The organism is Streptomyces sp. NBC_00386 (assembly GCF_036063235.1).
Lineage (GTDB): Bacteria > Actinomycetota > Actinomycetes > Streptomycetales > Streptomycetaceae > Streptomyces.
On sequence record NZ_CP107950.1, the window covers coordinates 7,165,492 to 7,185,435 of the forward strand.

Consider the following 19,944-nt stretch of genomic DNA (forward strand, 5'->3'; position numbering starts at 1 on the left):
CCCCATGCTGCGGACCCGTGGCGCCGTACAGTAGTGGCCTGAATGCCATGCTTCCGGAGGTTCTGGCCATGCCCGAGCGGCTCGCCCCGCACCGCGTCACCGTCATCGCCCCTTCCCCCGTCGCGCTGTTCAACCTCGCGATGCCGGAGATGCTGTTCGGCAAGGTGGTGGTGGACGGCCGGCCGGGTTACGAGGTGGTCGTCTGCACGGCCGAGCCGGGACCCGTGCCCACGACCGGTGGACTCGACCTGCACGTCCCGCACGGTCTGGAGGCCGTGCGGGAGGCGGACACGGTGGTCGTCGCGGGCACCGGGGCGCCGTTCGAGCCGGACCCGCGGATCGTGGCGGCGCTCCGCGAGGCGGCCGCCGCGGGCAAGCGCATCGCGTCCATCTGCACCGGCGCCTTCCAGCTCGCCGAGGCGGGCCTGCTCCAGGGCCGCAGGGCCACCACGTACTGGGCCCACGCCGGGGTGATGCGTCGGCGCTACCCGCAGGTCGAGCTGCGCGGAGACGTGCTGTACGTGCAGGACGGGCCGTTCCTGACGTCGTCCGGCTACGCCGCCGGCATCGACCTGTGTCTGCACATCATCCGCACCGACTACGGCGCCGCCGTCGCCAACGAGGTCGCACGCCTCGCCCTGGTCGCCCCCGTACGGCCGGGCGGCCAGACCCAGTTCACCCAGACCCCGCTTCCCCCCGAGCGCGGCAACGCCTGTGCCGACACCCGCGGCTGGGCCATGCGCAACCTCGACAAACCGCTCACACTCACCGACCTGGCCCGGCACGCGGGCGTCAGTGTGCGCACCCTCACCCGCCGGTTCCACGCCGAGAGCGGGGTCAGCCCGCTTCAGTGGCTGCTGCACCAGCGCGTCGAACGCGCGAAGGAACTCCTGGAGACCACGACCCTGCCGATGGATCAGGTGGCCGCGGCCTGCGGACTCGGCACGGCCGACTCGCTGCGCGCCCACGTGGTCCGCCGGACCGGTCTCACCCCGAGCGCGTACCGGACCCAGTTCAGCCGGCACGGAACCGTGACCGGAGCCGTGACGTCCTCCGTTGCATGATCAGTGGACGTGTGACCGGCGCGCTGGTGATCCGCACCGCCCTGCCCGTCGAAGCCGAGACCATCGCCGATCTGCACTTCCGGGCCCGTTCGACGTACTACCCGGACGGCGTCCCGCAGGGCGACCTCGACTGGGCCGAGGCCTGGCGCGGCTCCATCGCGCGCCCCGACGCACATGTGCTGTGCGCCGTCGCGCAGGGCCGGATGGTCGGCATCGCCTCGTTCCGTACGGACGAGGGCGCGCCCGCCGACACGGTCAAGCTCTTCCAGTTCCATGTCGACCCCGACCGCTGGCGGGCCGGAATCGGGAGGGCGCTGCACGCGGCCTGTGTGGAGGAGTGGCAGGCGGACGGGATGCGCGCGGCGACCCTCGACGTGCACACCGACAACCTGCGCGCGCAGGCCTTCTACGCCCGCCTGGGCTGGGTCCCCGATCCGGAGAACCCGCCCGCGGAGGGTGATCACCACCTGTATCTGCGGTACGCCGTGGCCGGGCGCGCGGACGGGGCCGGGCGGGTGGACGCGGCCGGGGAATGACCCGAGCCGCTTGAACGTTCACTTAAACGACGTCCCTGGAGGATGTCCCGTATCCGCACGACCTGGAGAGAGCCGAAGAATGCGCGTCGAGATCTGGTCCGACATCGCCTGCCCGTGGTGCTATGTCGGAAAGGCCCGTTTCGAGAAGGCGCTCGACGCCTTCCCGCACCGTGACGAGGTCGAGGTCGTGCACCGTTCGTTCGAGCTGGACCCCGGCCGCGCCAAGGGCGACATCCAGCCCGTGATCACGATGCTCACCAAGAAGTACGGCATGAGCGAGGCCCAGGCGCAGGCGGGCGAGGAGAACCTCGGCACGCAGGCCGCCGCCGAGGGACTCGCGTACCGCACCCGGGACCGCGACCACGGCAACACCTTCGACATGCACCGCCTGCTGCACCTCGCCAAGGCGCGGGGCCGCCAGGACGAGCTGATCGGCCTGTTCTACAAGGCCAACTTCGCCGAGGAGCGGACCGTCTTCGGTGACGACGAGCGGCTCGTGGAACTGGCCGTCGCCGCCGGGCTCGACGCCGACGAGGCCCGCCGGGTGCTCGCCGACCCGGGCGCCTACGCCGACGACGTCCGCGCCGACGAGCGCGAGGCCGCCGAGCTGGGCGCGAACGGCGTCCCCTTCTTCGTGCTGGACCGCACATACGGTGTCTCCGGCGCGCAGCCCGCCGAGGTCTTCGCCCAGGCGCTGACCCAGGCCTGGGGCGAGCGCCCTCGGCTCACGCTGCTCCAGGACGAGGGCGCCGACGCCGAGGCCTGTGGCCCGGACGGCTGCGCCGTTCCGCAGGACTGAGAAGCGCGGGAGAGGGCCCCGGCGCCGGAAGACGCAGGTCGGGGCCCATTCATAAGCGCTGCTTGGGGAAACCACGTAAAAGTTCGCAATGGACTTGGGCACCGTCCGGGCCCACAGTGGTTTCATGGAGACCTTCGAGACCCTCGTCCGTGCCGAGTTCGCCCCGAAGAACACGTTTCTGAACACCGCGAGCACCGGCCTGCTCCCCGCCCGTACCGTCGCGGCCCTGCACGAGGCGGTGGCCCTGCGGGCCGCGGGCAGGCCGATCGACTCCCTCTTCGAGGACGTCGAACTGGCCCGTGCCTCCTTCGCCCGGCTGGCCGGTGTCCCGGCCGCCCGGGTCGCAGCGGGCCCGTCCGTCGCGGCCCAGAGCGCACTGGTCGCCTCCGGGCTGGCCCCGGGGTCCGAAGTCCTCACCGCCGAGGACGACTTCACCTCCGTGCTGAACCCGTTCCATGTCCGCGGTGACCTCAAGGTGCGTGCCGTGCCGCTGGAGCGGCTCGCCGAGTCCGTACGGCCCGGCACGGCGCTCGTCGCGGTCAGCGCCGCCCAGTCCGCCGACGGCCGGATCGCCGACCTGCCGGCGCTGCGCGAGGCGGCCCGCGCCCACGGGGCGCGCACCTACGTCGACTTCTCCCAGGCGGCGGGCTGGCTGCCGATCGACGCGGACGGCTACGACTTCACCGTGTGCACCACCTTCAAGTGGCTGCTGGGACCGCACGGCGCGGCCTTCCTCGTGGTGCCCGAGGACTTCGGCGGGCTGACCCCGCTGTACGCGGGCTGGGTCGCCGCGGAGCGGCCCTGGGACGCCTGTTACGGCCCGGTGCAGGAACTCGCCCACTCCGCCCGCCGGTTCGACGTCAGCCCCGCCCTGTTCACCCATGCCGGGGTGCGCCACTCCCTCGCCCTGATCGAGGAACTCGGCGTGGACGCCGTGCGCGAGCACGACCTGGCCCTCGCCGAACGGTTCCGTGCGGGGCTGGCCGCGCTGGACCACGAGGCGTTGCCCGCGCCCGGCTCCGCCATCGTCTCCGTGCCCGGAATCGGCCACCGTCAGGGCGAGTTGAGCCGGGCCGGCATCGAGGTGTCCAACCGCTCCGGCAACCTGCGGGCGTCGTTCCACCTCTACAACACGCCCGCCGACGTCGACCGTCTCCTGGACGTGCTGGCCGGCTGACACGGCCGGCGGCCCCGGGGAGCACGCGCTCCCCGGGGCCGCCCGTCTCCCGCTCACCCCGCCGGAGGCGTCACCGCACCGGCGTGAAGTCCCGCGCCCCGATGAACTCCGGCCTGCGCACCGGTGCCGCGAACGGCTCCACCGCGGCGTTGTCCACGCTGTTGAACACGATGAAGACGTTGCTGCGCGGGAACGGGGTGATGTTGTCGCCCGAGCCGTGCATGCAGTTGCAGTCGAACCAGGTCGCCGAACCCGCCCTGCCCGTGAAGAGCTTGATGCCGTGCCGGCTCGCGAGGCCGGTGAGCGCCTCGTCGGAGGGAGTTCCGGCGTCCTGCATCTGGAGCGACTTCTTGTAGTTGTCCTTCGGCGTGGCCCCCGCACACCCGAGGAACGTCCTGTGCGACCCCGGCATGATCATGAGGCCGCCGTTGGTGTCGTGGTTCTCGGTCAGCGCGATCGACACGGACACGGTCCGCATGTTCGGCAGACCGTCCTCCGCGTGCCAGGTCTCGAAGTCCGAGTGCCAGTAGAAGCCACTGGCCCCGAAGCCCGGCTTGACGTTGATCCGCGACTGGTGGACGTACACGTCCGAACCGAGGATCTGCCGTGCCCGGCCGACGACGCGCTCGTCGCGCACGAGACGGGCGAAGACCTCGCTGATCCGGTGCACCTCGAAGACGGACCGGATCTCCTGTGTGCTCGGCTCGACGATCGAGCGCTCGTCGGCGCGGACCGCCGGATCGGTGACGAGCCGTTCCAGCTCCCGCCGGTAGACGACGGCCTCGTCCTCGCCGATGAGCTGCTCGACGGAGAGGAACCCGTCGCGCTCGTAGGAGTGGAGTTCGGGGACCGAGATCGGGCCGGGCGTGTCCGGAGCGCCCCAGACGACCGGGTCCTGGCGGGGCACGGCCACTTCGGTGGCGGCGCGGCTGGGGTACGGATCGGTGAGTGTGGTCATCGGTGTGTCACACCTCCTCGGGTTCGGTGAGCAGCGGGTAGACGCCGTTCTCGTCGTGGTCCTCCCGTCCGGTGACGGGCGGGTTGAAGACGCAGATGCACCGGAAATCGGTCCTGGGACGCAGGGTGTGGCGCTCGTGGCCGTTCAGCAGGTACATCGTCCCGGGGGCGATCCAGTGCTTCTCGCCGGTCTCCTCGTCGGTGAGTTCGGCCTCGCCCTCCACGCAGAGCACGGCCTCGATGTGGTTCGCGTACCACATCCGGGTCTCCGTACCCGCGTACAGGATCGTCTCGTGCAGGGAGAAGCCGACCTTCTCCTTGGCGAGGACGATGCGCTTGCTCTCCCACGTGCCGGTCGCCGCTTTCACGTGCCGGTCGGTGCCTTCGACATCCTTGAACGAACGGACTATCACGCTGGTGCGATACCTCTCTCGTGCTGGTCGTGCTTCTTGTGGGGTGCGGCCGTCCGGTCAGACGGTCTCGCGGACGGCGCGTTCGAGGGTGCGCAGGCCCTCGTCGAGTTCGTCGGGGGTGATGGTGAGGGCGGGCAGCAGTTTCACGACCTCGCTCTCCGGTCCCGACGTCTCGATGAGCAGCCCGAGTTCGAAGGCGCGCTGCGCGACGCGTCCGGCGCGGGTCTTGTCCTTGAACTCGAGGCCCCAGACGAGCCCGCGGCCCCGGTACTCCTTGATGTCGGCGAGGTTCTCCTCGGTGACGGAGATCAGGGCCCGTTCGATCTGCTCGCCGCGGGCGCGGGTCTGCTTCTCCATGGCCGATCCGTCGGCCCAGTAGGCCTCCAGGGCGGCGGCGGCCGTGACGAACGCCGGGTTGTTGCCGCGGAAGGTGCCGTTGTGCTCGCCCGGCTCCCAGATGTCCAGCCCGGGCTTGAACAGGCACAGCGACATCGGCAGCCCGTACCCGCTGATGGACTTGGACACGGTCACGATGTCGGGCACGATCCCCGCCTCCTCGAAGGAGAAGAACGCGCCGGTCCGCCCGCAGCCCATCTGGATGTCGTCGACGATCAGCAGCATGTCGCGGCGCCGGCACAGGTCGGCGAGGGCGCGCAGCCATTCGGGCCGCGCGACGTTGATGCCGCCCTCGCCCTGCACGGTCTCGACGATCACCGCGGCGGGCTGGTTGAGCCCCGAGCCCTGGTCCTCCAGGAGCCGTTCGAACCACAGGAAGTCCGGCACCCGGCCGTCGAAGTAGTTGTCGAACGGCATCGGGGTGCCGTGCACCAGCGGGACGCCGGCGCCCGCCCGCTTGAAGGCGTTGCCGGTCACGGCGAGCGAGCCGAGCGACATCCCGTGGAAGGCGTTGGTGAACGACACGATCGCCTCGCGCCCCTTCACCTTCCGCGCGAGCTTCAGCGCCGACTCGACCGCGTTGGTGCCGGTCGGGCCGGGGAACATCACCTTGTACGGCAGGTCGCGCGGCCGCAGTACCAGGTTCTGGAAGGTCTCCAGGAAGCCGCGTTTGGCCGTTGTCGACATGTCGAGCCCGTGGGTGACGCCGTCGCGCTCCAGGTAGTCGATCAGGGCCCTTTTGAGCACGGGGTTGTTGTGCCCGTAGTTCAGCGACCCGGCGCCGGCGAAGAAGTCGAGGTACTCGTGCCCGTCCTCGTCGTACATGCGGCTGCCCCGGGCCCGGTCGAAGACGGTGGGCCAGTTGCGGCAGTAGCTGCGCACCTCCGACTCCAGGGTCTCGAAAACACTCAGGTCCGGCTGGGTGATGGTCAAGGCGATTCGCTCCTCGAAGTGTGGGGGGAGGGGAGGAAAGAGGCGGTTCAGACGGAGAACGGGCCGATGCGGTACAGCACTTCGGGGTCGTGCGGCCCGTCGGGGAACTGGCCCGTCTCGAACAGCACCTCGCGCTCGACGGCCGCGCCACGACGCCTCGCGTACGACGTGAACAGGCGCTCGGAGGCGGTGTTGCCCGGTGTGATGGTGGTCTCGAGGACGGACAGCCCGCGTTCGGCGGCCACCCGCGCGGTCAGCCCGTCGAGCAGCCGCGCGGCCAGCCCGCGGCCGCGGTGCGCCGCGTCGACGGCCACCTGCCACACGAGGAGGGTCTCGGGGCGCTCGGGGCGCACGTACGCGGTGACGAAACCGACGGGACGCCCCTCGGCGTCGCGCGCCACCGCCGAGGTGCCGGCGAAGTCACGGCACCACAGCAGGTAGCTGTAGGAGGAGTTCAGGTCGAGGGTCCGGGAGTCCTTGGCGATACGCCAGAGGGCGGCCCCGTCGGCCACCTCCGGACGGTCGATCCGAAGGCCCTCCGGCATTTCCAGGAATTCCGCTGACAGGTCTGCTTGGGCGACGGTCATGCGGGTTGAATTTACCGACGGAAAGTTCAGATTGCATCGTCGTACGGGGTTACACGTGACGCACCCATGTGTTATCACGCGCCCGTGAAAGGCCGCTGAAGAGGGAACTTTATAGGCCGCTTCGCCCGGAAAATACCACAGCAAACGGACGCATTGTGGAGTGCGTCACAGGAATGAAATGTGCAGGAGACCTCCCCGAATCCCACCTCCTCGTGTTCGCAAAATCTTTGCGTTTAGGCACGAAGAGAGCGGGCAGAAGAATGCGGGAAGCTGCAGCGAAGGGATTGCCGAAGGAATTCGGGTCCGAATTGACGGCAGGATAAACGGGGGAGTGGATTTGGAATTCCCGCGCCATCGCGGGTGCGACGCGCACGCGTTCCCGCCCGGTGACCCGGCGGAGGCGCACACGCTCCCGCCCGGTGACCCGGCGGATGCGCGGACGCCCCCGCCGGTCTCCTCCGGATCAGCCCCAGGCCAGTGCCACGGCCCGGCGCGCTCCCTCCAGGTCCACCGGGAAGCCGGACTCGGCCAGCGCCGCCCCGAGCCCCGCGAGGCCGGCACGGACGGCACCTTGGGTGGCGTCGGGGCCGTAGTGGTTCACGCGGATCATCGACTGCGCGAGAGCTCCGCCGCCCGCGGCGAGCGGCAGCGCGGGATCCGCGGCCAGTGCCTTCGCGACCACCGCGGACGCGTCGACGTCCTCGGGCACGCGCAGGGTGGTGGCGACGGGCGCCGCGTCACGGGCGGCGTCCACGTACGGGGCCAGGCCGCCGCCGAGGGCCACCGCTCCCGCCCGGGTGGCCGCGGCGGCCGAGGCGTGACGGGCCATCACGGCGTCGAGGCCCTCGCCCTCGATCCGCTCGACACAGGCCTCGAGCGCCAGCATCTCCAGCTGGGCCGGCGCGTGCAGCAGCGCCGTGCGGCCGCCGTCGACCCACCGCTCCTTCCAGTCCAGCAGGGAGAGGTAGGAACGGCGCGGCGCGGCGGGGTTCGCGGCCATCCGCGCCCACGCCCGCTCGCTCACCGACACCGCCGACACCCCGGCGGGACCGCCCATCGCCTTCTGCGCCCCGATCACGCACAGGTCCACGCCCCAGGCGTCCGGCAGCACCGGCTCGGCGCCGATCGACGCGACGGCGTCCAGATAGAAGAGGGCGCCGTGCTCGCGTACGACCTCGCCGATCTCCGCCACCGGGTTGGTGTTCCCGGTGGCGGCCTCGGCGTGCACGAGCGACACGAAGTCGATCGACGGGTGCTCGGCGAAGGCCTCGCGGATCTGTCCGGCGGTGACCGCGGTGTGGAACGGCACGGCCAGATCGATCACGGTGGCCCCGCAGTCCCGGAGCCAGTTCCCGAACGTCTGGCCGTAGGGGCCGGTGATGACGTTCAGCGCGGTGGTGCCCGGACCGGCCGTGCCCCGGATGGCTCCTTCCAGGGGGAGCAGCGCCTCGCCCTGCATGATCACGACGTCCTGCGCGGTGCCGAGCAGCCGGGCCACACGGTCCTCGATCGACGCGAAGCGGGCGGCGCTCAGCGGCGCCAGGTCAAGGAAGGGGTGGGTCACGGCGGTGCTCTCTTCGCTCACGGTGGGGTCGACGATCAGAGCGTAACCGGCGGCCCCCCGCGTACCCGGACCGGCGAATTCTGAGGCCAGACGGCCCAGCGGCCATCGGATTGATTTGAGTGACCCAAACCTTTCCTTATAATCGGAACCCTCTGTTCCCCCCACTGGAGGTCCCCGTGTACTCGGTCCCCGGACGCCGGACCCGTATTCTGGCCGCCACCACCGCCACGGCCGGGCTGCTGCTCGTGGCCGGCTGCTCCTCGGACAGCGGAGGCGGCAAGACCACGACCGCGAGCGGGGTCCCGCTGGTCAAGAGCGGTCAGCTCACCACCTGCACCCATCTGCCGTACCCGCCCTTCCAGTCGGAGATCGACGGCAAGGTGCAGGGCTTCGACGTGTCGCTGATCGACCTCGTCGCCGGCGACCTGGGCGTGAAGCAGGCCATCGTCGACACGCCCTTCGAGAACTTCAAGACGGGCGCGTTCCTCAACTCCGACCAGTGCGACCTGGCCGCCGCCGGTATGACGATCACCGAGGAGCGCAAGAAGAACGTCGACTTCTCCGACCCGTACTTCGACGCCACCCAGGCCGTCCTGGTCGACAAGAACAGCGGGATCACCTCCCTCGCCGACGTCAAGGCCAAGGGCAAGAAGCTCGGCGCCCAGGCGCAGACCACCGGCGAGGACTACGCGAAGCAGCAGGGCTTCGACCCGGTCTCCTTCGAGTCCTCCGACGCGGTCCTCAGCGGACTGCGCAGCGGTCAGGTGCAGGCCGTCATCATCGACTACCCGGTCGTCCAGGGCTGGCTCAAGGACAAGGCCAACGCCGACGCCTTCGAGGTCGCCGACAACATCAACACCGGTGAGCAGTACGGCTTCACGGTGAAGAAGGGCAACACCAAGCTCGTCGCCGCCATCAACAAGGCGCTGGCGGACGCGAAGGCCGACGGCACGTACAAGAAGCTCTACGAGAAGTGGATCGGCCCGTACGACGCGGCCGCGGCCTCCGCCTCCCCGTCCGCCTCATGAGTGATGCCGGTGCACCCGTCCAGCCCCGCAGGTCCGGCCTGAGCCGGAGCCGGAAGCGCTCGCTCTCGCGCGGCGCGCAGTACGTCGTCTTCGCCGCCGTCGTGATCGCCTTCGCGGTCACGGCGGACTGGGGCCGTCTGCAGAACCAGTTCTTCCAGTGGGACCTGGTCAAGCAGATGTTCCCGGAAGTCATCACGCTGGCGCTGAAGAACACCGTCCTCTACACGACGTTCGGCTTCGTCGTCGGTCTCGTGCTGGGCGTCGTCATCGCCCTGATGCGCCTGTCCTCGGTGGGCCCCTACCGCTGGTTCGCCGGCATCTACATCGAGGTCTTCCGCGGGCTGCCCGCCCTGGTGATCTTCATTTTCGTGGGCGTCGCGGTGCCGCTCGCGTTCCCCGGTACGGAGATCCCGGGCGGAACGTACGGCAAGGTCGCCATCGCGCTCGGTCTGGTGGGGGCCGCGTACATGGCCGAGACGTTCCGCGCGGGCATCCAGGCCGTGCCCAAGGGGCAGATGGAGGCGGCCCGTTCGCTGGGCTTCTCGCACGCGCGGGCCATGGTCTCGATCATCGTCCCGCAGGCGTTCCGGATCATCCTCCCGCCGCTCACCAACGAACTCGTGACCCTCTTCAAGGACTCCTCGCTGGTGCTGTTCCTCGGTGTCACCCTGGAGGAGCGCGAACTGTCCAAGTACGGCCGCGACCTGGCCAGCACGACCGCCAACTCCACGCCGATCCTGGTCGCGGGCCTGTGCTACCTGCTCGTCACGATCCCGCTCGGCTTCGTCGTACGGCGTCTCGAAGTGAAGTCGGGGGATGTGTCCAAGTGAGCACACCCGAGATCCAGGTGAAGGACCTGCACAAGTCCTTCGGCGACAACGAGGTCCTGCGCGGCATCGACCTGGAGGTCGCCCGGGGCGAGGTCGTCTGTGTCATCGGCCCGTCCGGCTCCGGCAAGTCGACCCTGCTGCGCTGTGTGAACCTCCTGGAGGAACCCACCAAGGGCCAGGTGTTCGTGGGCGGTACGGAGGTCACGGACCCCGACGTCGACATCGACGCCGTACGCCGCCGTATCGGCATGGTCTTCCAGCAGTTCAACCTCTTCCCCCATCTGTCGGTGACCGCGAACCTCACGCTGCCGCAGCGCCGGGTGCTGAGGCGGAGCAAGGACGAGGCCACCCGGACCGCCGCCGAGAACCTCGCCCGGGTGGGCCTCGCGGAGAAGGCGGACGCCTATCCGGCCTCGCTCTCCGGCGGCCAGCAGCAGCGCGTCGCGATCGCCCGCGCGCTCGCCATGGGACCCGACGTGATGCTCTTCGACGAGCCGACCTCCGCGCTCGACCCCGAACTCGTCGGCGACGTCCTCGCCGTCATGCGGATGCTCGCCGACGAGGGCATGACGATGATGGTCGTCACCCACGAGATGACCTTCGCGCGCGAGGTCGCCGACCGGGTCGTCTTCATGGACGGCGGTGTGATCGTCGAGGAAGGTGTCCCGGCGCAGGTCATCGGCGCTCCGGCCCACGAACGGACACGGCACTTCCTGTCCCGGCTGCTCGACCCGGCGATGGCGGACGTCGAGGAGGAGAGACCGGACACGGCGGACCCGGAGTAGGGCCGGCCGGGCGGGACCCGGCGGGTACCGGCCGGGAGCGGACCGGGGGAGCGGGGAGGACGGGCCGCCTCATTAAGGTGCGTGACATGAGCGATCACCCGGTACTGCACGTGAAGGGGCGGGTCCTCGTCGGGCCCGACGACGTCCGCGACGAGCTGTGGGTCGTCGGCGGCCGGATCTCGTACGAGCGCCCCGGCGGCGCCCGTGACGTCCGCGTCGTCGAGGGCTGGGCACTGCCTGGCCTGGTCGACGCGCACTGCCATGTCGGGCTCGACGCCCACGGCCCGGTCCCGGCGGACGTCTCCGAGAAGCAGGCGCTGACCGACCGCGACGCCGGCACCCTCCTCCTCCGGGACGCCGGCTCCCCCTCCGACACCCGCTGGATCGACGACCGCGACGACCTCCCGAAGATCATCCGCGCGGGCCGGCACATCGCCCGCACCCGCCGCTACATCCGCAACTACGCCCACGAGATCGAGCCCGGGGACCTCGTCGCGTACGTCGCCCAGGAGGCCCGGCGCGGCGACGGCTGGGTCAAGCTCGTCGGGGACTGGATCGACCGCGGCACCGGCGACCTGAGCGCCTGCTGGCCCCGCGAGGCCGTCGAGGCGGCGATCGCCGAGGCGCACCGGCTCGGCGCCCGGGTCACCGCGCACTGCTTCGCCGAGGATTCGCTCCGCGACCTGGTCGAGGCGGGCATCGACTGCATCGAGCACGCCACCGGCCTCACCGAGGACACCGTTCCGCTCTTCGCCGAGCGCGGTGTCGCCATCGTCCCGACCCTCGTGAACATCGCCACCTTCCCGCGGCTCGCGGACGGCGGCGAGGCCAGGTATCCCCAGTGGTCCGCGCACATGCGACGTCTCCACGAGCGCCGCTACGACACCGTGCGGGCCGCGTACGACGCCGGAATCCCCGTCTACGTGGGCACCGACGCGGGCGGCTCCCTCGCGCACGGCCTCGTCGCCGCCGAGGTCGCCGAGCTCGTCACCGCCGGCATCCCGCCCGTCGAGGCGCTCTCGGCCACCGCCTGGGGCGCCCGGCGCTGGCTCGGGCGGCCCGGCCTCGACGAGGGGGCGCCGGCAGACCTCGTGGTCTACGAAGGGGACCCGCGCGACGACGTACGGGTCCTGGCGGATCCGCGGCGGGTGGTCCTGAACGGGCGGATCGTCGGCTGAGGCGGGCGTGGTTGACGGAGCGTGACGGCCGGGGCGGCGTGCTCGTTGAACACCATCGGGCGCTCCGGCGTGCCGACGGCGCACCGGCCGCGGCGTCAACCAGCGCGTTCGACCTCATACGGTGAGCGAGTGACAGGGGGGAACAACCGTGCCCAGGGATTCGAAGACGTGCGCGGAGAACCCACGAAGGAGTGAACTCACGTCAGGTGCCTGACTGTTCACTCTCAGTGCGTAATTCTTTCCGGGTCCCAGGCTTTCTCCTAGGGGGGTCCCACCCTTGAACAGCATCAACCACCGCATGCCCGCACGCCGTTTCGCGGTCACCGCGGCCGCCGCCGTCCTCGCCGCGGGTCCCGCCGGGCTGGCCGGCGCGGGCTCCGCGCACGCGAGTGAGGACCACGGCCGCGCGAGCGCCGTCGTGCTCCGCACCGGACTCGACGTGTCCCTCCTCGACAACACCGTGAACGTCCCGCTCGAGGTCTCCCTGAACGAGGTGCGGGCGCCGCGGAGTGCCGAGAAGACGGCGCTCACCGCGGAGTTGGACGGCGTCGACCACGGACGTCCGTTCAGCGTGCTGCGCGCGGACGTCGCCACCGCCGAGGCCACCGTCTCCGCCGGGAAGGCCGAGGGCTCCACCCGTCTCGCGCACGCCGCCGTCCATGTCCCCGGGCTGCCGCTGCTGTCGCTCATCGAGGTCCAGGACGTGACCTCGAAGGCGACCTGCGAGGCCGGGAAGAAGCCCGTCGCCACCGCCAACCTGCTGGGATCGGTCAAGGTTCTCGGCAAGAAGGTCACCCTGACGACGGGCGGCCCGACGCACGTGAAGGTGCCGGGGGTAGGTGAGGTGCGGCTCGACCTCTCCAAGACCGAGACCACCTCGCGTACGGCCGCCGCGTCGGCGCTCGAACTGAACGTGTCCGTCAACCCGTTGAAGCTGAACGTGGCCGAGGTCGAGGGCACGGTGACCCTGGCGAAGGCCACCTGCGAGTCACCGGCCGCACCCGCTCGGGAGGCCGCGCCGGCCAGCCCCCCGGCGTCCGCCGAGCCGTCCGCCGAGCCGTCGGCCGAGCCGAGCCCGCAGGGCGCTCGCGAGGAGGGCGGACTCGCCGAGACCGGCGGCAGCTCGATGACGCCGTACCTGGCCGGCGGCGCGGTGGCGCTGCTCGCCGCGGGCAGCGGAGCGGTCGCCGTCTCCCGTCGCCGCCGTAGCTGAAGGCCGCTGTGCCCCGATGCCGCCGGGGCTGACGGTCGGCTCGCCCCTGGTGCGGCTCGGGGGCGAAGGCCGCCGTGCCGGGTGTGCTGCGGTCGACGGGCGCCACGGCCCGGGGCGGGGGCCGCCCTGCCCGGCACCGATGGGACTGACGGTGGCCTCGCCCCGGCGAGCGCCTGAACCCTTGCTCCCCGAGCGCCGGAGCGGCCGAACGGGCGCAGCACGTCCGGGGCCCGAGGAACGGGCCGGTCAGGCAGTGGAGGGGGTCCGCGGCGGCTCCGGACGGGGGCCGGGCGGGGGCGGCCCGTGCGGCGGGGGCTGCCGGGGCGGAACGATCCCCGTTCCGCCCCCGCCGCCGCCCCCGCCGACGGTCATCGCCCGGTCCAGGGCCTGAAGGAACCGGTTGACCGTCGCCCGGTCCCGCACCGCGATGCGCAGCCACTCGTCCCCGAGTCCGGGGAACGTGTCCCCGCGCCGTACCGCGAACCCGAGATCGCGAAGAACCCGGCGCACCCCGGCGGCCCGCGGCAGCCGGACCAGGACGAAGGAGCCCTCCGCCGGCTCCACCACCCGCAGCCCGTCGGTGCAGGCGAACTCCCGCAGCCCCGCGACCAGATGGTCCCGGTCCGTGGCGATCCGCCGTGCCGCGTGCGCCGCCTCCGCGAGCGCCTGCGAGGACACGCACGCCTCCGCGGCCGCGAGCGCGGGCGTGGACACCGGCCACAGCGGCTGGGCGCGCTCCAGCCGGGCGATCGTGTCGGGACCGGCGAGTACGTAGCCGATCCGCAGCCCCGCCAGGCCCCACGTCTTCGTGAGACTGCGCAGCACGACGAGACCGGGGACATCGGTCCGCCCGGCCAGGGTCTCGCGTTCGCCCGGCACCGCGTCCATGAACGCCTCGTCGACCACCAGCACCCGCCCGGGACGGGCCAGTCCGGCGATGGTCCCGGCCGGGTGCAGCACCGATGTCGGATTGGTCGGATTGCCGATCACGACGAGATCGGCGTCCTCGGGGACGGCGGCCGTATCGAGCCGGAAGCCGTCCTCCTCACGCAGCAGGACCCGGCCCACCGTGTGGCCGGCGTCCCGCAGGGCGGCCTCGGGCTCCGTGAACTGCGGATGCACCACGACCGGCCGGCGCACCCTCAGGGCGCGCGCGAGCAGCACGAAGGCCTCGGCCGCGCCCGCCGTGAGCAGCACCCGCTCCACCGGCAGCCCGTGCCGCGCCGCCACCGCCGCCCGCGCGGCCCGCCCGTCCGGGTAGGCCGCGAGGGACGGCAGCGACGCGGCGATCCGGTCCAGCAGCCACGCGGGAGGGGTGTCGGCCCGGACGTTCACGGCCAGATCGGTCAGCTTGGAACCGTCGTCGCGCACCTCGGCGTCCCCGTGGTGCCGCAGATCGTGCCCGCCCTCGGCGGCCTCTTCAGTGGGCATGGGAATGCGCGTGTCCCCCGTGATGGTGGTGCCCGTGTCCGTCGTGGTGCCCGTCGTCGTCCGGGTGGAAGTGGGGCTGCTGGGGAAGCCCCACCTTGTCCTCGAAGCCGGGCAGCGCGATCCGGTACACGCACGAGTCGCAGTTCATCCGCAGATCGCCCGCGACGGCCTCCCGGTAGCGCTCCATGACCAGGTCGAGGAGCTCGGGCTCGGGACCGATGACGTCGGCGGAACCCACCTCGACCCCGGGGTGTGCGGCGGTCCAGTCCTCCGTCTGCCGCCGTACCCGGTCCGGGAGGATGCCGGTGAACAGGAAGTAGGGCAGGACCACGATCCTGCGCGCGCCCAGCTTCACACAGCGGTCGAGGCCGGAGGGCACGTCCGGCGCCGCCAGGGACACGAACGCCGTCTCGACCCCCGCGTACCCGCGGCCCTCCCACAGCAGCCTCGCGGCCTTGTGCACCTCGGCGTTGGCGTCCGGGTCGGTGGAGCCGCGGCCCACGAGCAGCACGGTCACCTCGGCCCGCTCCTCGGGGGTCGTCGTGGTGTCGCCGAGGGCCTCGTCCAGCCGTCGCTCCAGCACGGCGAGCAGCGACGGATGCGGGCCCAGCGGACGCCCGTACGTGTACGAGATCCCGGGGTGCCGCTCCTTCTCACGGGCCAGCGCCGCCGGGATGTCGCCCTTGGCGTGCCCGGCCGACACCAGCATCAGCGGCACGGCGGCGAAACGCCGTACGCCCTGTCCGACGAGTTCGCCGACGGCTTCGCCGAGCGGCGGCGGCGACAGCTCGATGAACCCGCCGGCGACGGGCAGTTCGGGGTGGCGGCGGCCCAGCTCCCGTACGAAGGAACGGAAGGCCTCGGCTCCGGCCTCGTCGCGGGTGCCGTGTCCGGCGACGAGCAGCGCTGGGGGCGGGGTGGTCACGATGTCTCCTTGGCGGCCGGATGGGCCGCAGCGTTCGGCGGGGCCAGATCGGCCCGCGTGGTCTTCGGGGCCTGGTGGGCCCGCGGAACAAAGGGGTGGGGCAGGGCGCGCGCCGAAGGCGGACGCCGCGAGGTGTCCGGGCGGGTGAGCGGCCGCCGGACGGACTCCTGCTCGACGAGGCGCACGCCCCGGGGCCCGGGGAACACCTCGCTCACTCGGCTCACTCGGCCTCCTTCTGCCAGCGGTAGCCACGTGGTGTCACCATGCGCCCGGCGATCTCGCGGGTCGCCGTGTTGCCGACGGTCACCACGGTCATCATGTCGACGATTCCCGGATCCAGGGACCCCAGCGTCGTGACCCGGCTCGACTCGTCCGGGCGGGAGGCGTTGCGCACCACACCCACCGGCGTCGCCGCCGCCCGGTGCTCCGCGAGGATCGCGAGCGCCTGGGGGAGCTGCCAGTCCCGGCCCCGGCTGCGCGGGTTGTAGAAGGTCACGACGAGGTCGGCCTCGGCCGCCGCGCGCACCCGGCGCTCGATGACCTCCCACGGCGTGTGCAGGTCGGACAGGCTGATCGACACATGGTCGTGGCCGAGCGGCGCGCCGAGGATCGCCCCGGCCGCGAGCGCCGCCGTCACCCCGGGCACCCCGACGACGTCGATGTCGTCGGACGCCTCGGCCAGCGCGGGCGACGCCATCGCGTACACGCCCGCGTCGCCGCTGCCGATCAGCGCGACGGCCTGTCCGCGGCGCGCCTCGGCCACCGCCGTGCGCGCCCGCTCCTCCTCGGCGCCGAGCCCCGACTCCAGGACCAGGGTGCCGGGCCGCAGCAGGTCGCGGATCTGGTCGACGTACTGGTCGAGCCCGACGAGCACCGCGGCCCGCCGCAGCTCCGCCGTAGCCCGCGGGGTGAGCAGATCGCGGGCCCCGGGGCCGAGGCCGACGACCGCGAGCCGCCCGCGCGCCGGGCGGCGCACGACCGCGCAGGTCGCCATCGCGGGCTGCCCGTCCGCCCGTACCGACTTCCGCTTGGGTACGAGGAGTTCGCCGCCGCCCATCAGCGCGGCGGCCTCCGCCACGGACGGGGTTCCCAGCGCGGCGAGGGGCGCGTCGGAGGGGTTCGGGACCGCCACCGCCGCCAGCTCCTCGGCGGTGTACGTGACGAGCGGGACCCCGAGGCGCCCGGCGGCCCCGACGATGCCGGGCTCCTCGGACTTGGCGTCGACCGTGGCGAGTCCGGCCACCGACCGCACGGAGAGACCGGCCTCGCGCAGCGTGTCCCCGACGAGCGCGAGGACCTCCTCCACAGGCGCGCCCCGGGAGGCGCCGACGCCGACGACGAGGGACGGCGGACGCAGGACGACCTCGCCCGCGGCGGTCTCCCGGACCCGGTCGCTCACCCGGACGACCGCGGCTCCCGGCGCCGCCGGACTGCCCACGTTCGGCGGCAGCGCGGGCAGCGGCCAGGGCGACTCCCGCTCCAGCACCACCGGTTCGCCGTCCAGCATGGCCCGCGAGACACCGGCGAGATCCCCTTCCACCGGGAGGCCGAGGGTGTCGAGACCGGGCACCCCCACCGCGTCGGTCGCCGTCGTCACCACCGGCTCGGCGCCCAGCAACCCGCCCACCTCACGGGCGAGTTCGTTCGCCCCGCCCGCATGGCCGCCGACCAGCGACACGGCGAACCGTCCCGCCTCGTCGACGCACACCACCCCGGGGTCCGACCCCTTGTCCGAGAGCAGCGGTGCGACGAGCCGTACGACAGCGCCCGTGGCGAGGAAGCACACCACCTGGTCGCACTCCGCGAAGGCCCGCCGCACGGCGTCCGCCACGGGCCCGTCGTACACCCGGGTACGCGTGGACCATGCCGCGGCGAGCCGGTCACGGGCCGCCGCGCCCGCCGCCGTGGCGGAAATCAGGCCGATCACTGGGGAACTCCTTCGGTACGGGCCGGAGGCCGGACGCCCCACAGCACAAAGACGGGATTGGCCGCCGCGAGCCGGGAGACCCCGCCCGGCAGCGGGGCCAGCCGCGAGGACTGCAACAGCACGCCGTCGCAGGTGAATCCGGCGGCGGTGAGCGCGTCCCGGGCGGCCGGCACCCGGTCGAGCGAGGCCATCGCGATCACGACGGCCCGCCGGGCCCGGCGCGCGCACACCGCGACGATCTCGGGCAGTTCACGCCCGCCGCCGCCGATGAAGACCGCGTCCGGGTCGTGGGGACCGTCCAGGCCGGACAGCACGCCGGGCGCGGCCCCCTGTACGACCCGCACGTCCACGCCGTGCGCCGCCGCGTTGGCACGGACCCGGTCGCAGCCGTCCGGGGTCTTCTCGACCGCGGTCACCGCGGCGCCGAACCGAGCGCACTCCACGGCGACGGACCCCGAGCCCGCGCCGATGTCCCAGACCAGGTCGCCGAGCCGCGGCCCGATCCGGGCCAGCGCCAGCGCCCGCACCTCGAACTTGCTGATCATCGAGTCGCGGTGGGCGAACTCGCTCTCGTCCAGGGCCCATCGGCCGGGACCGGCCGCCGGACCGGCGACGGTGCGCACGGGAGCCAGGGACCGCGACGCGTCCAGGCACAGCACGACACTGACCGCCGGACCCCAGTCGCGGGCGGCGGCCTCGGCGGGCGTGACCCGCTCGACGCGCTCGTGTTCCGGGTCGCCGAGGGCGCTCGCCACCACCAGGACGCGCTCCGCGCCCGCGTCGGCGAGGGCGGCGCCCAGTTCGGCCGGCCCGGACCCGGGAGCGGTCAGCACGGCCACCTTGGGCCGCGACCGGCAGACCTGGACGGCCGTCCGCGGATCACGCCCGTGCGCGCTGACCACCACCGCGTCGTCCCAGGGCAGCCCGAGCCGGGCGAACGCGGTCGCCACCGAGGAGACACCGGGGCGGACGTCGAGACGCCCGGTCCCGAACCGCTCCGCGAGCGCCCGCACGATCCCGAAGAACCCGGGGTCGCCCGACGCGAGCACCACGACCCGGCCCCCGCGCGCCCCGTCGTCCGTGTACCGCTCGATGCGGTCCAGGGCGGGTGCCAGCGGCCCGAGCACCACCTGCTCCGCCCGCTCCGGCAGCCGGGCCGCCGCCAGATGCCGCCGGGCACCCACGACCAGCCCGGCCCCGGCGAGCACGGCCCCGGCGTCCGGGGACAGCGGCGCCCCCGTGCCCGTACCGACGACGGTGATCACGCCGGAGCGGTCCACCGGACCGGCGGATCCTCCCGCCGCGCCGACCGGCCGCCCCGCCGCGCCCGTGACGTCCACGCTCATGACGCGGGGCCCTGCGCACCGCCCGCACCGCCCCGGCGCGCGGCGCGCAGCTCGGCCCGCGCCTGCGGGTCGGCCTTGCGGAAGCCGTGGAAGTGACCGGGGTGGTAGAGGTGCGAGCGGGTGCCGCTCGCGTCGAGGGCCGGGCCGACCAGGAAGAGGGTGTGCTTCCAGAGCTTGTGCTCCTTGACGGTCTCCTCCAGCGTGCCGATCGTGCACTTCACGATCAGCTCCTCCGGCCAGGTCGCCTGGTAGGCGACCACGACCGGCGTGGTCGTCGGATAGCCGCCCTCCAGCAGCTCGCGCACGAGCTGTCCGCTGCGCGCCGCCGACAGGAACAGCGCCATCGTCGTGCCGTGCTTCGCGAACTCCCGTACGTCCTCCCCGGGCGGCATCGGCGTCTTGCCGCCGCCGAGCCGGGTGAGGATCACGGACTGGGCGACCTCGGGGATCGTCAGCTCACGCTGCGCGATCGCGGCCACCGCGGAGAAGGAGGAGACACCGGGCACGATCTCCGTCCCGATGCCGAGCTCGGCGCACCGGTCGACCTGCTCCTGCGTACCGCCCCACAGGGCGGGGTCGCCGGAGTGGATCCGCGCCACCCTCAGGCCCTCGGCACGGGCCCGTTCGTAGACGGCGACGACGTCCTCCAGCGACATCGTCGCCGAGTCGAGGATCTCGGCGTCCTCGCGCGCGTGGCCGAGGACCTCGGCCTGCACCAGGCTGGCCGCCCAGATCACGATGTCGGCCTCGGCGATGGCGCGCGCGGCGCGGAAGGTCAGCAGGTCGGCGGCGCCGGGGCCGGCACCGACGAAGGTCACTTTGCCGGTGGGGGCATCGGCCATGGGAATCGGTCCT

At 72.5% G+C, this 19,944-nt stretch carries 20 protein-coding genes; 9 read left to right on the plus strand and 11 right to left on the minus strand.

Going from position 1 to position 19,944, the window contains the following annotated elements; translation table 11 throughout:
- Window positions 1-47: 47 nt before the first annotated feature.
- The 4 genes from OG780_RS31420 to OG780_RS31435 all read left to right on the plus strand — a co-directional run bounded on the left by OG780_RS31420 (window position 48) and on the right by OG780_RS31435 (window position 3,576).
- Window positions 48-1,064, plus strand: coding sequence for a GlxA family transcriptional regulator (locus OG780_RS31420; protein ID WP_328453854.1), 1,017 nt, complete (start codon window positions 48-50; stop codon window positions 1,062-1,064).
- Window positions 1,061-1,600 carry a GNAT family N-acetyltransferase gene (locus tag OG780_RS31425; protein ID WP_328453856.1) on the plus strand — a complete coding sequence of 180 codons (540 nt, stop codon included), beginning with the start codon at window positions 1,061-1,063 and terminating at the stop codon, window positions 1,598-1,600. The genes OG780_RS31420 and OG780_RS31425 overlap by 4 nt, the downstream gene beginning before the upstream one ends.
- A gap of 79 nt (window positions 1,601-1,679) precedes the next feature.
- On the plus strand, window positions 1,680-2,399 hold the full coding sequence (locus OG780_RS31430) for a DsbA family oxidoreductase (protein ID WP_328453858.1): 720 nt from the start codon (window positions 1,680-1,682) through the stop codon (window positions 2,397-2,399).
- A gap of 124 nt (window positions 2,400-2,523) precedes the next feature.
- A complete protein-coding gene (locus tag OG780_RS31435; protein WP_328453860.1) occupies window positions 2,524-3,576 on the plus strand; it encodes an aminotransferase class V-fold PLP-dependent enzyme in 1,053 nt (350 codons plus the stop codon).
- 70 nt (window positions 3,577-3,646) lie between these two features.
- On the opposite strand, the gene thpD is transcribed toward OG780_RS31435, so the two are convergent.
- The 5 genes from thpD to OG780_RS31460 form a co-directional block, all read right to left on the minus strand.
- Window positions 3,647-4,534, minus strand: coding sequence for an ectoine hydroxylase (gene thpD, locus OG780_RS31440; RefSeq protein WP_328453862.1), 888 nt, complete (start codon window positions 4,532-4,534; stop codon window positions 3,647-3,649).
- A gap of 7 nt (window positions 4,535-4,541) precedes the next feature.
- The gene (locus tag OG780_RS31445) at window positions 4,542-4,946 is read right to left on the minus strand and encodes an ectoine synthase (protein ID WP_328453864.1); all 405 of its coding nucleotides are present in this window, start codon (window positions 4,944-4,946) and stop codon (window positions 4,542-4,544) included.
- Between the two features lie 57 nt (window positions 4,947-5,003).
- Window positions 5,004-6,275: a diaminobutyrate--2-oxoglutarate transaminase gene (gene ectB, locus OG780_RS31450; RefSeq protein WP_328453866.1), complete on the minus strand. Its 1,272-nt coding sequence runs from the start codon at window positions 6,273-6,275 to the stop codon at window positions 5,004-5,006.
- A 47-nt stretch (window positions 6,276-6,322) separates the two neighbouring features.
- A complete protein-coding gene (ectA, locus tag OG780_RS31455) occupies window positions 6,323-6,862 on the minus strand; it encodes a diaminobutyrate acetyltransferase (protein ID WP_328453868.1) in 540 nt (179 codons plus the stop codon).
- 463 nt (window positions 6,863-7,325) lie between these two features.
- Window positions 7,326-8,426 (minus strand): pyridoxal-phosphate-dependent aminotransferase family protein, encoded by a 1,101-nt coding sequence (locus OG780_RS31460; protein WP_328458530.1) that lies wholly within the window; start codon window positions 8,424-8,426, stop codon window positions 7,326-7,328.
- A 176-nt stretch (window positions 8,427-8,602) separates the two neighbouring features.
- Here OG780_RS31460 and OG780_RS31465 point away from each other — a divergent pair, with 176 nt between their 5' ends.
- From OG780_RS31465 to OG780_RS31485, 5 genes are all read left to right on the plus strand, one after another.
- Window positions 8,603-9,454: a transporter substrate-binding domain-containing protein gene (locus OG780_RS31465; RefSeq protein WP_328453870.1), complete on the plus strand. Its 852-nt coding sequence runs from the start codon at window positions 8,603-8,605 to the stop codon at window positions 9,452-9,454.
- The gene (locus OG780_RS31470; RefSeq protein WP_328453872.1) at window positions 9,451-10,284 is read left to right on the plus strand and encodes an amino acid ABC transporter permease; all 834 of its coding nucleotides are present in this window, start codon (window positions 9,451-9,453) and stop codon (window positions 10,282-10,284) included. The genes OG780_RS31465 and OG780_RS31470 overlap by 4 nt, the downstream gene beginning before the upstream one ends.
- Complete coding sequence (locus OG780_RS31475; protein WP_328453874.1) at window positions 10,281-11,069, plus strand: amino acid ABC transporter ATP-binding protein; 789 nt, start codon at window positions 10,281-10,283, stop codon at window positions 11,067-11,069. Before OG780_RS31470 ends, OG780_RS31475 begins: the two co-directional genes overlap by 4 nt.
- Before the next feature lie 86 nt (window positions 11,070-11,155).
- Complete coding sequence (locus OG780_RS31480; protein WP_328453876.1) at window positions 11,156-12,247, plus strand: amidohydrolase family protein; 1,092 nt, start codon at window positions 11,156-11,158, stop codon at window positions 12,245-12,247.
- A gap of 277 nt (window positions 12,248-12,524) precedes the next feature.
- A complete protein-coding gene (locus tag OG780_RS31485; RefSeq protein ID WP_443062240.1) occupies window positions 12,525-13,460 on the plus strand; it encodes an SCO1860 family LAETG-anchored protein in 936 nt (311 codons plus the stop codon).
- Between the two features lie 246 nt (window positions 13,461-13,706).
- Here OG780_RS31485 and cobC read toward each other — a convergent pair whose 3' ends face one another.
- The 6 genes from cobC to cobM form a co-directional block, all read right to left on the minus strand.
- On the minus strand, window positions 13,707-14,891 hold the full coding sequence (gene cobC / locus OG780_RS31490; protein WP_328453880.1) for an Rv2231c family pyridoxal phosphate-dependent protein CobC: 1,185 nt from the start codon (window positions 14,889-14,891) through the stop codon (window positions 13,707-13,709).
- Entirely contained in the window at window positions 14,881-15,816 is a 936-nt protein-coding gene (locus OG780_RS31495; protein ID WP_328453882.1) for a sirohydrochlorin chelatase, read from the minus strand. The genes cobC and OG780_RS31495 overlap by 11 nt, the downstream gene beginning before the upstream one ends.
- On the minus strand, window positions 15,813-16,040 hold the full coding sequence (locus tag OG780_RS31500; RefSeq protein ID WP_328453884.1) for a hypothetical protein: 228 nt from the start codon (window positions 16,038-16,040) through the stop codon (window positions 15,813-15,815). Before OG780_RS31500 ends, OG780_RS31495 begins: the two co-directional genes overlap by 4 nt.
- Complete coding sequence (gene cobJ, locus OG780_RS31505) at window positions 16,037-17,743, minus strand: precorrin-3B C(17)-methyltransferase (protein WP_328453886.1); 1,707 nt, start codon at window positions 17,741-17,743, stop codon at window positions 16,037-16,039. The genes OG780_RS31500 and cobJ overlap by 4 nt, the downstream gene beginning before the upstream one ends.
- Window positions 17,740-19,008, minus strand: coding sequence for a precorrin-6y C5,15-methyltransferase (decarboxylating) subunit CbiE (gene cbiE, locus OG780_RS31510; RefSeq protein WP_328458531.1), 1,269 nt, complete (start codon window positions 19,006-19,008; stop codon window positions 17,740-17,742). Before cbiE ends, cobJ begins: the two co-directional genes overlap by 4 nt.
- Before the next feature lie 77 nt (window positions 19,009-19,085).
- The gene (cobM, locus tag OG780_RS31515; RefSeq protein WP_328453888.1) at window positions 19,086-19,931 is read right to left on the minus strand and encodes a precorrin-4 C(11)-methyltransferase; all 846 of its coding nucleotides are present in this window, start codon (window positions 19,929-19,931) and stop codon (window positions 19,086-19,088) included.
- Window positions 19,932-19,944 lie beyond the last annotated feature (13 nt).

Coding starts and splice junctions, on each gene's coding strand:
- OG780_RS31480 (WP_328453876.1), top strand. CDS start 11,156: ATGAGCGATCACCCGGTACTGCACGTGAAGGGGCGGGTCCTCGTCGGG.
- OG780_RS31420 (WP_328453854.1), top strand. CDS start 48: ATGCTTCCGGAGGTTCTGGCCATGCCCGAGCGGCTCGCCCCGCACCGC.
- ectA (WP_328453868.1), bottom strand. CDS start 6,862: ATGACCGTCGCCCAAGCAGACCTGTCAGCGGAATTCCTGGAAATGCCG.
- OG780_RS31435 (WP_328453860.1), top strand. CDS start 2,524: ATGGAGACCTTCGAGACCCTCGTCCGTGCCGAGTTCGCCCCGAAGAAC.
- OG780_RS31430 (WP_328453858.1), top strand. CDS start 1,680: ATGCGCGTCGAGATCTGGTCCGACATCGCCTGCCCGTGGTGCTATGTC.
- cobM (WP_328453888.1), bottom strand. CDS start 19,931: ATGGCCGATGCCCCCACCGGCAAAGTGACCTTCGTCGGTGCCGGCCCC.
- thpD (WP_328453862.1), bottom strand. CDS start 4,534: ATGACCACACTCACCGATCCGTACCCCAGCCGCGCCGCCACCGAAGTG.
- cobC (WP_328453880.1), bottom strand. CDS start 14,891: ATGCCCACTGAAGAGGCCGCCGAGGGCGGGCACGATCTGCGGCACCAC.
- OG780_RS31425 (WP_328453856.1), top strand. CDS start 1,061: ATGATCAGTGGACGTGTGACCGGCGCGCTGGTGATCCGCACCGCCCTG.
- OG780_RS31470 (WP_328453872.1), top strand. CDS start 9,451: ATGAGTGATGCCGGTGCACCCGTCCAGCCCCGCAGGTCCGGCCTGAGC.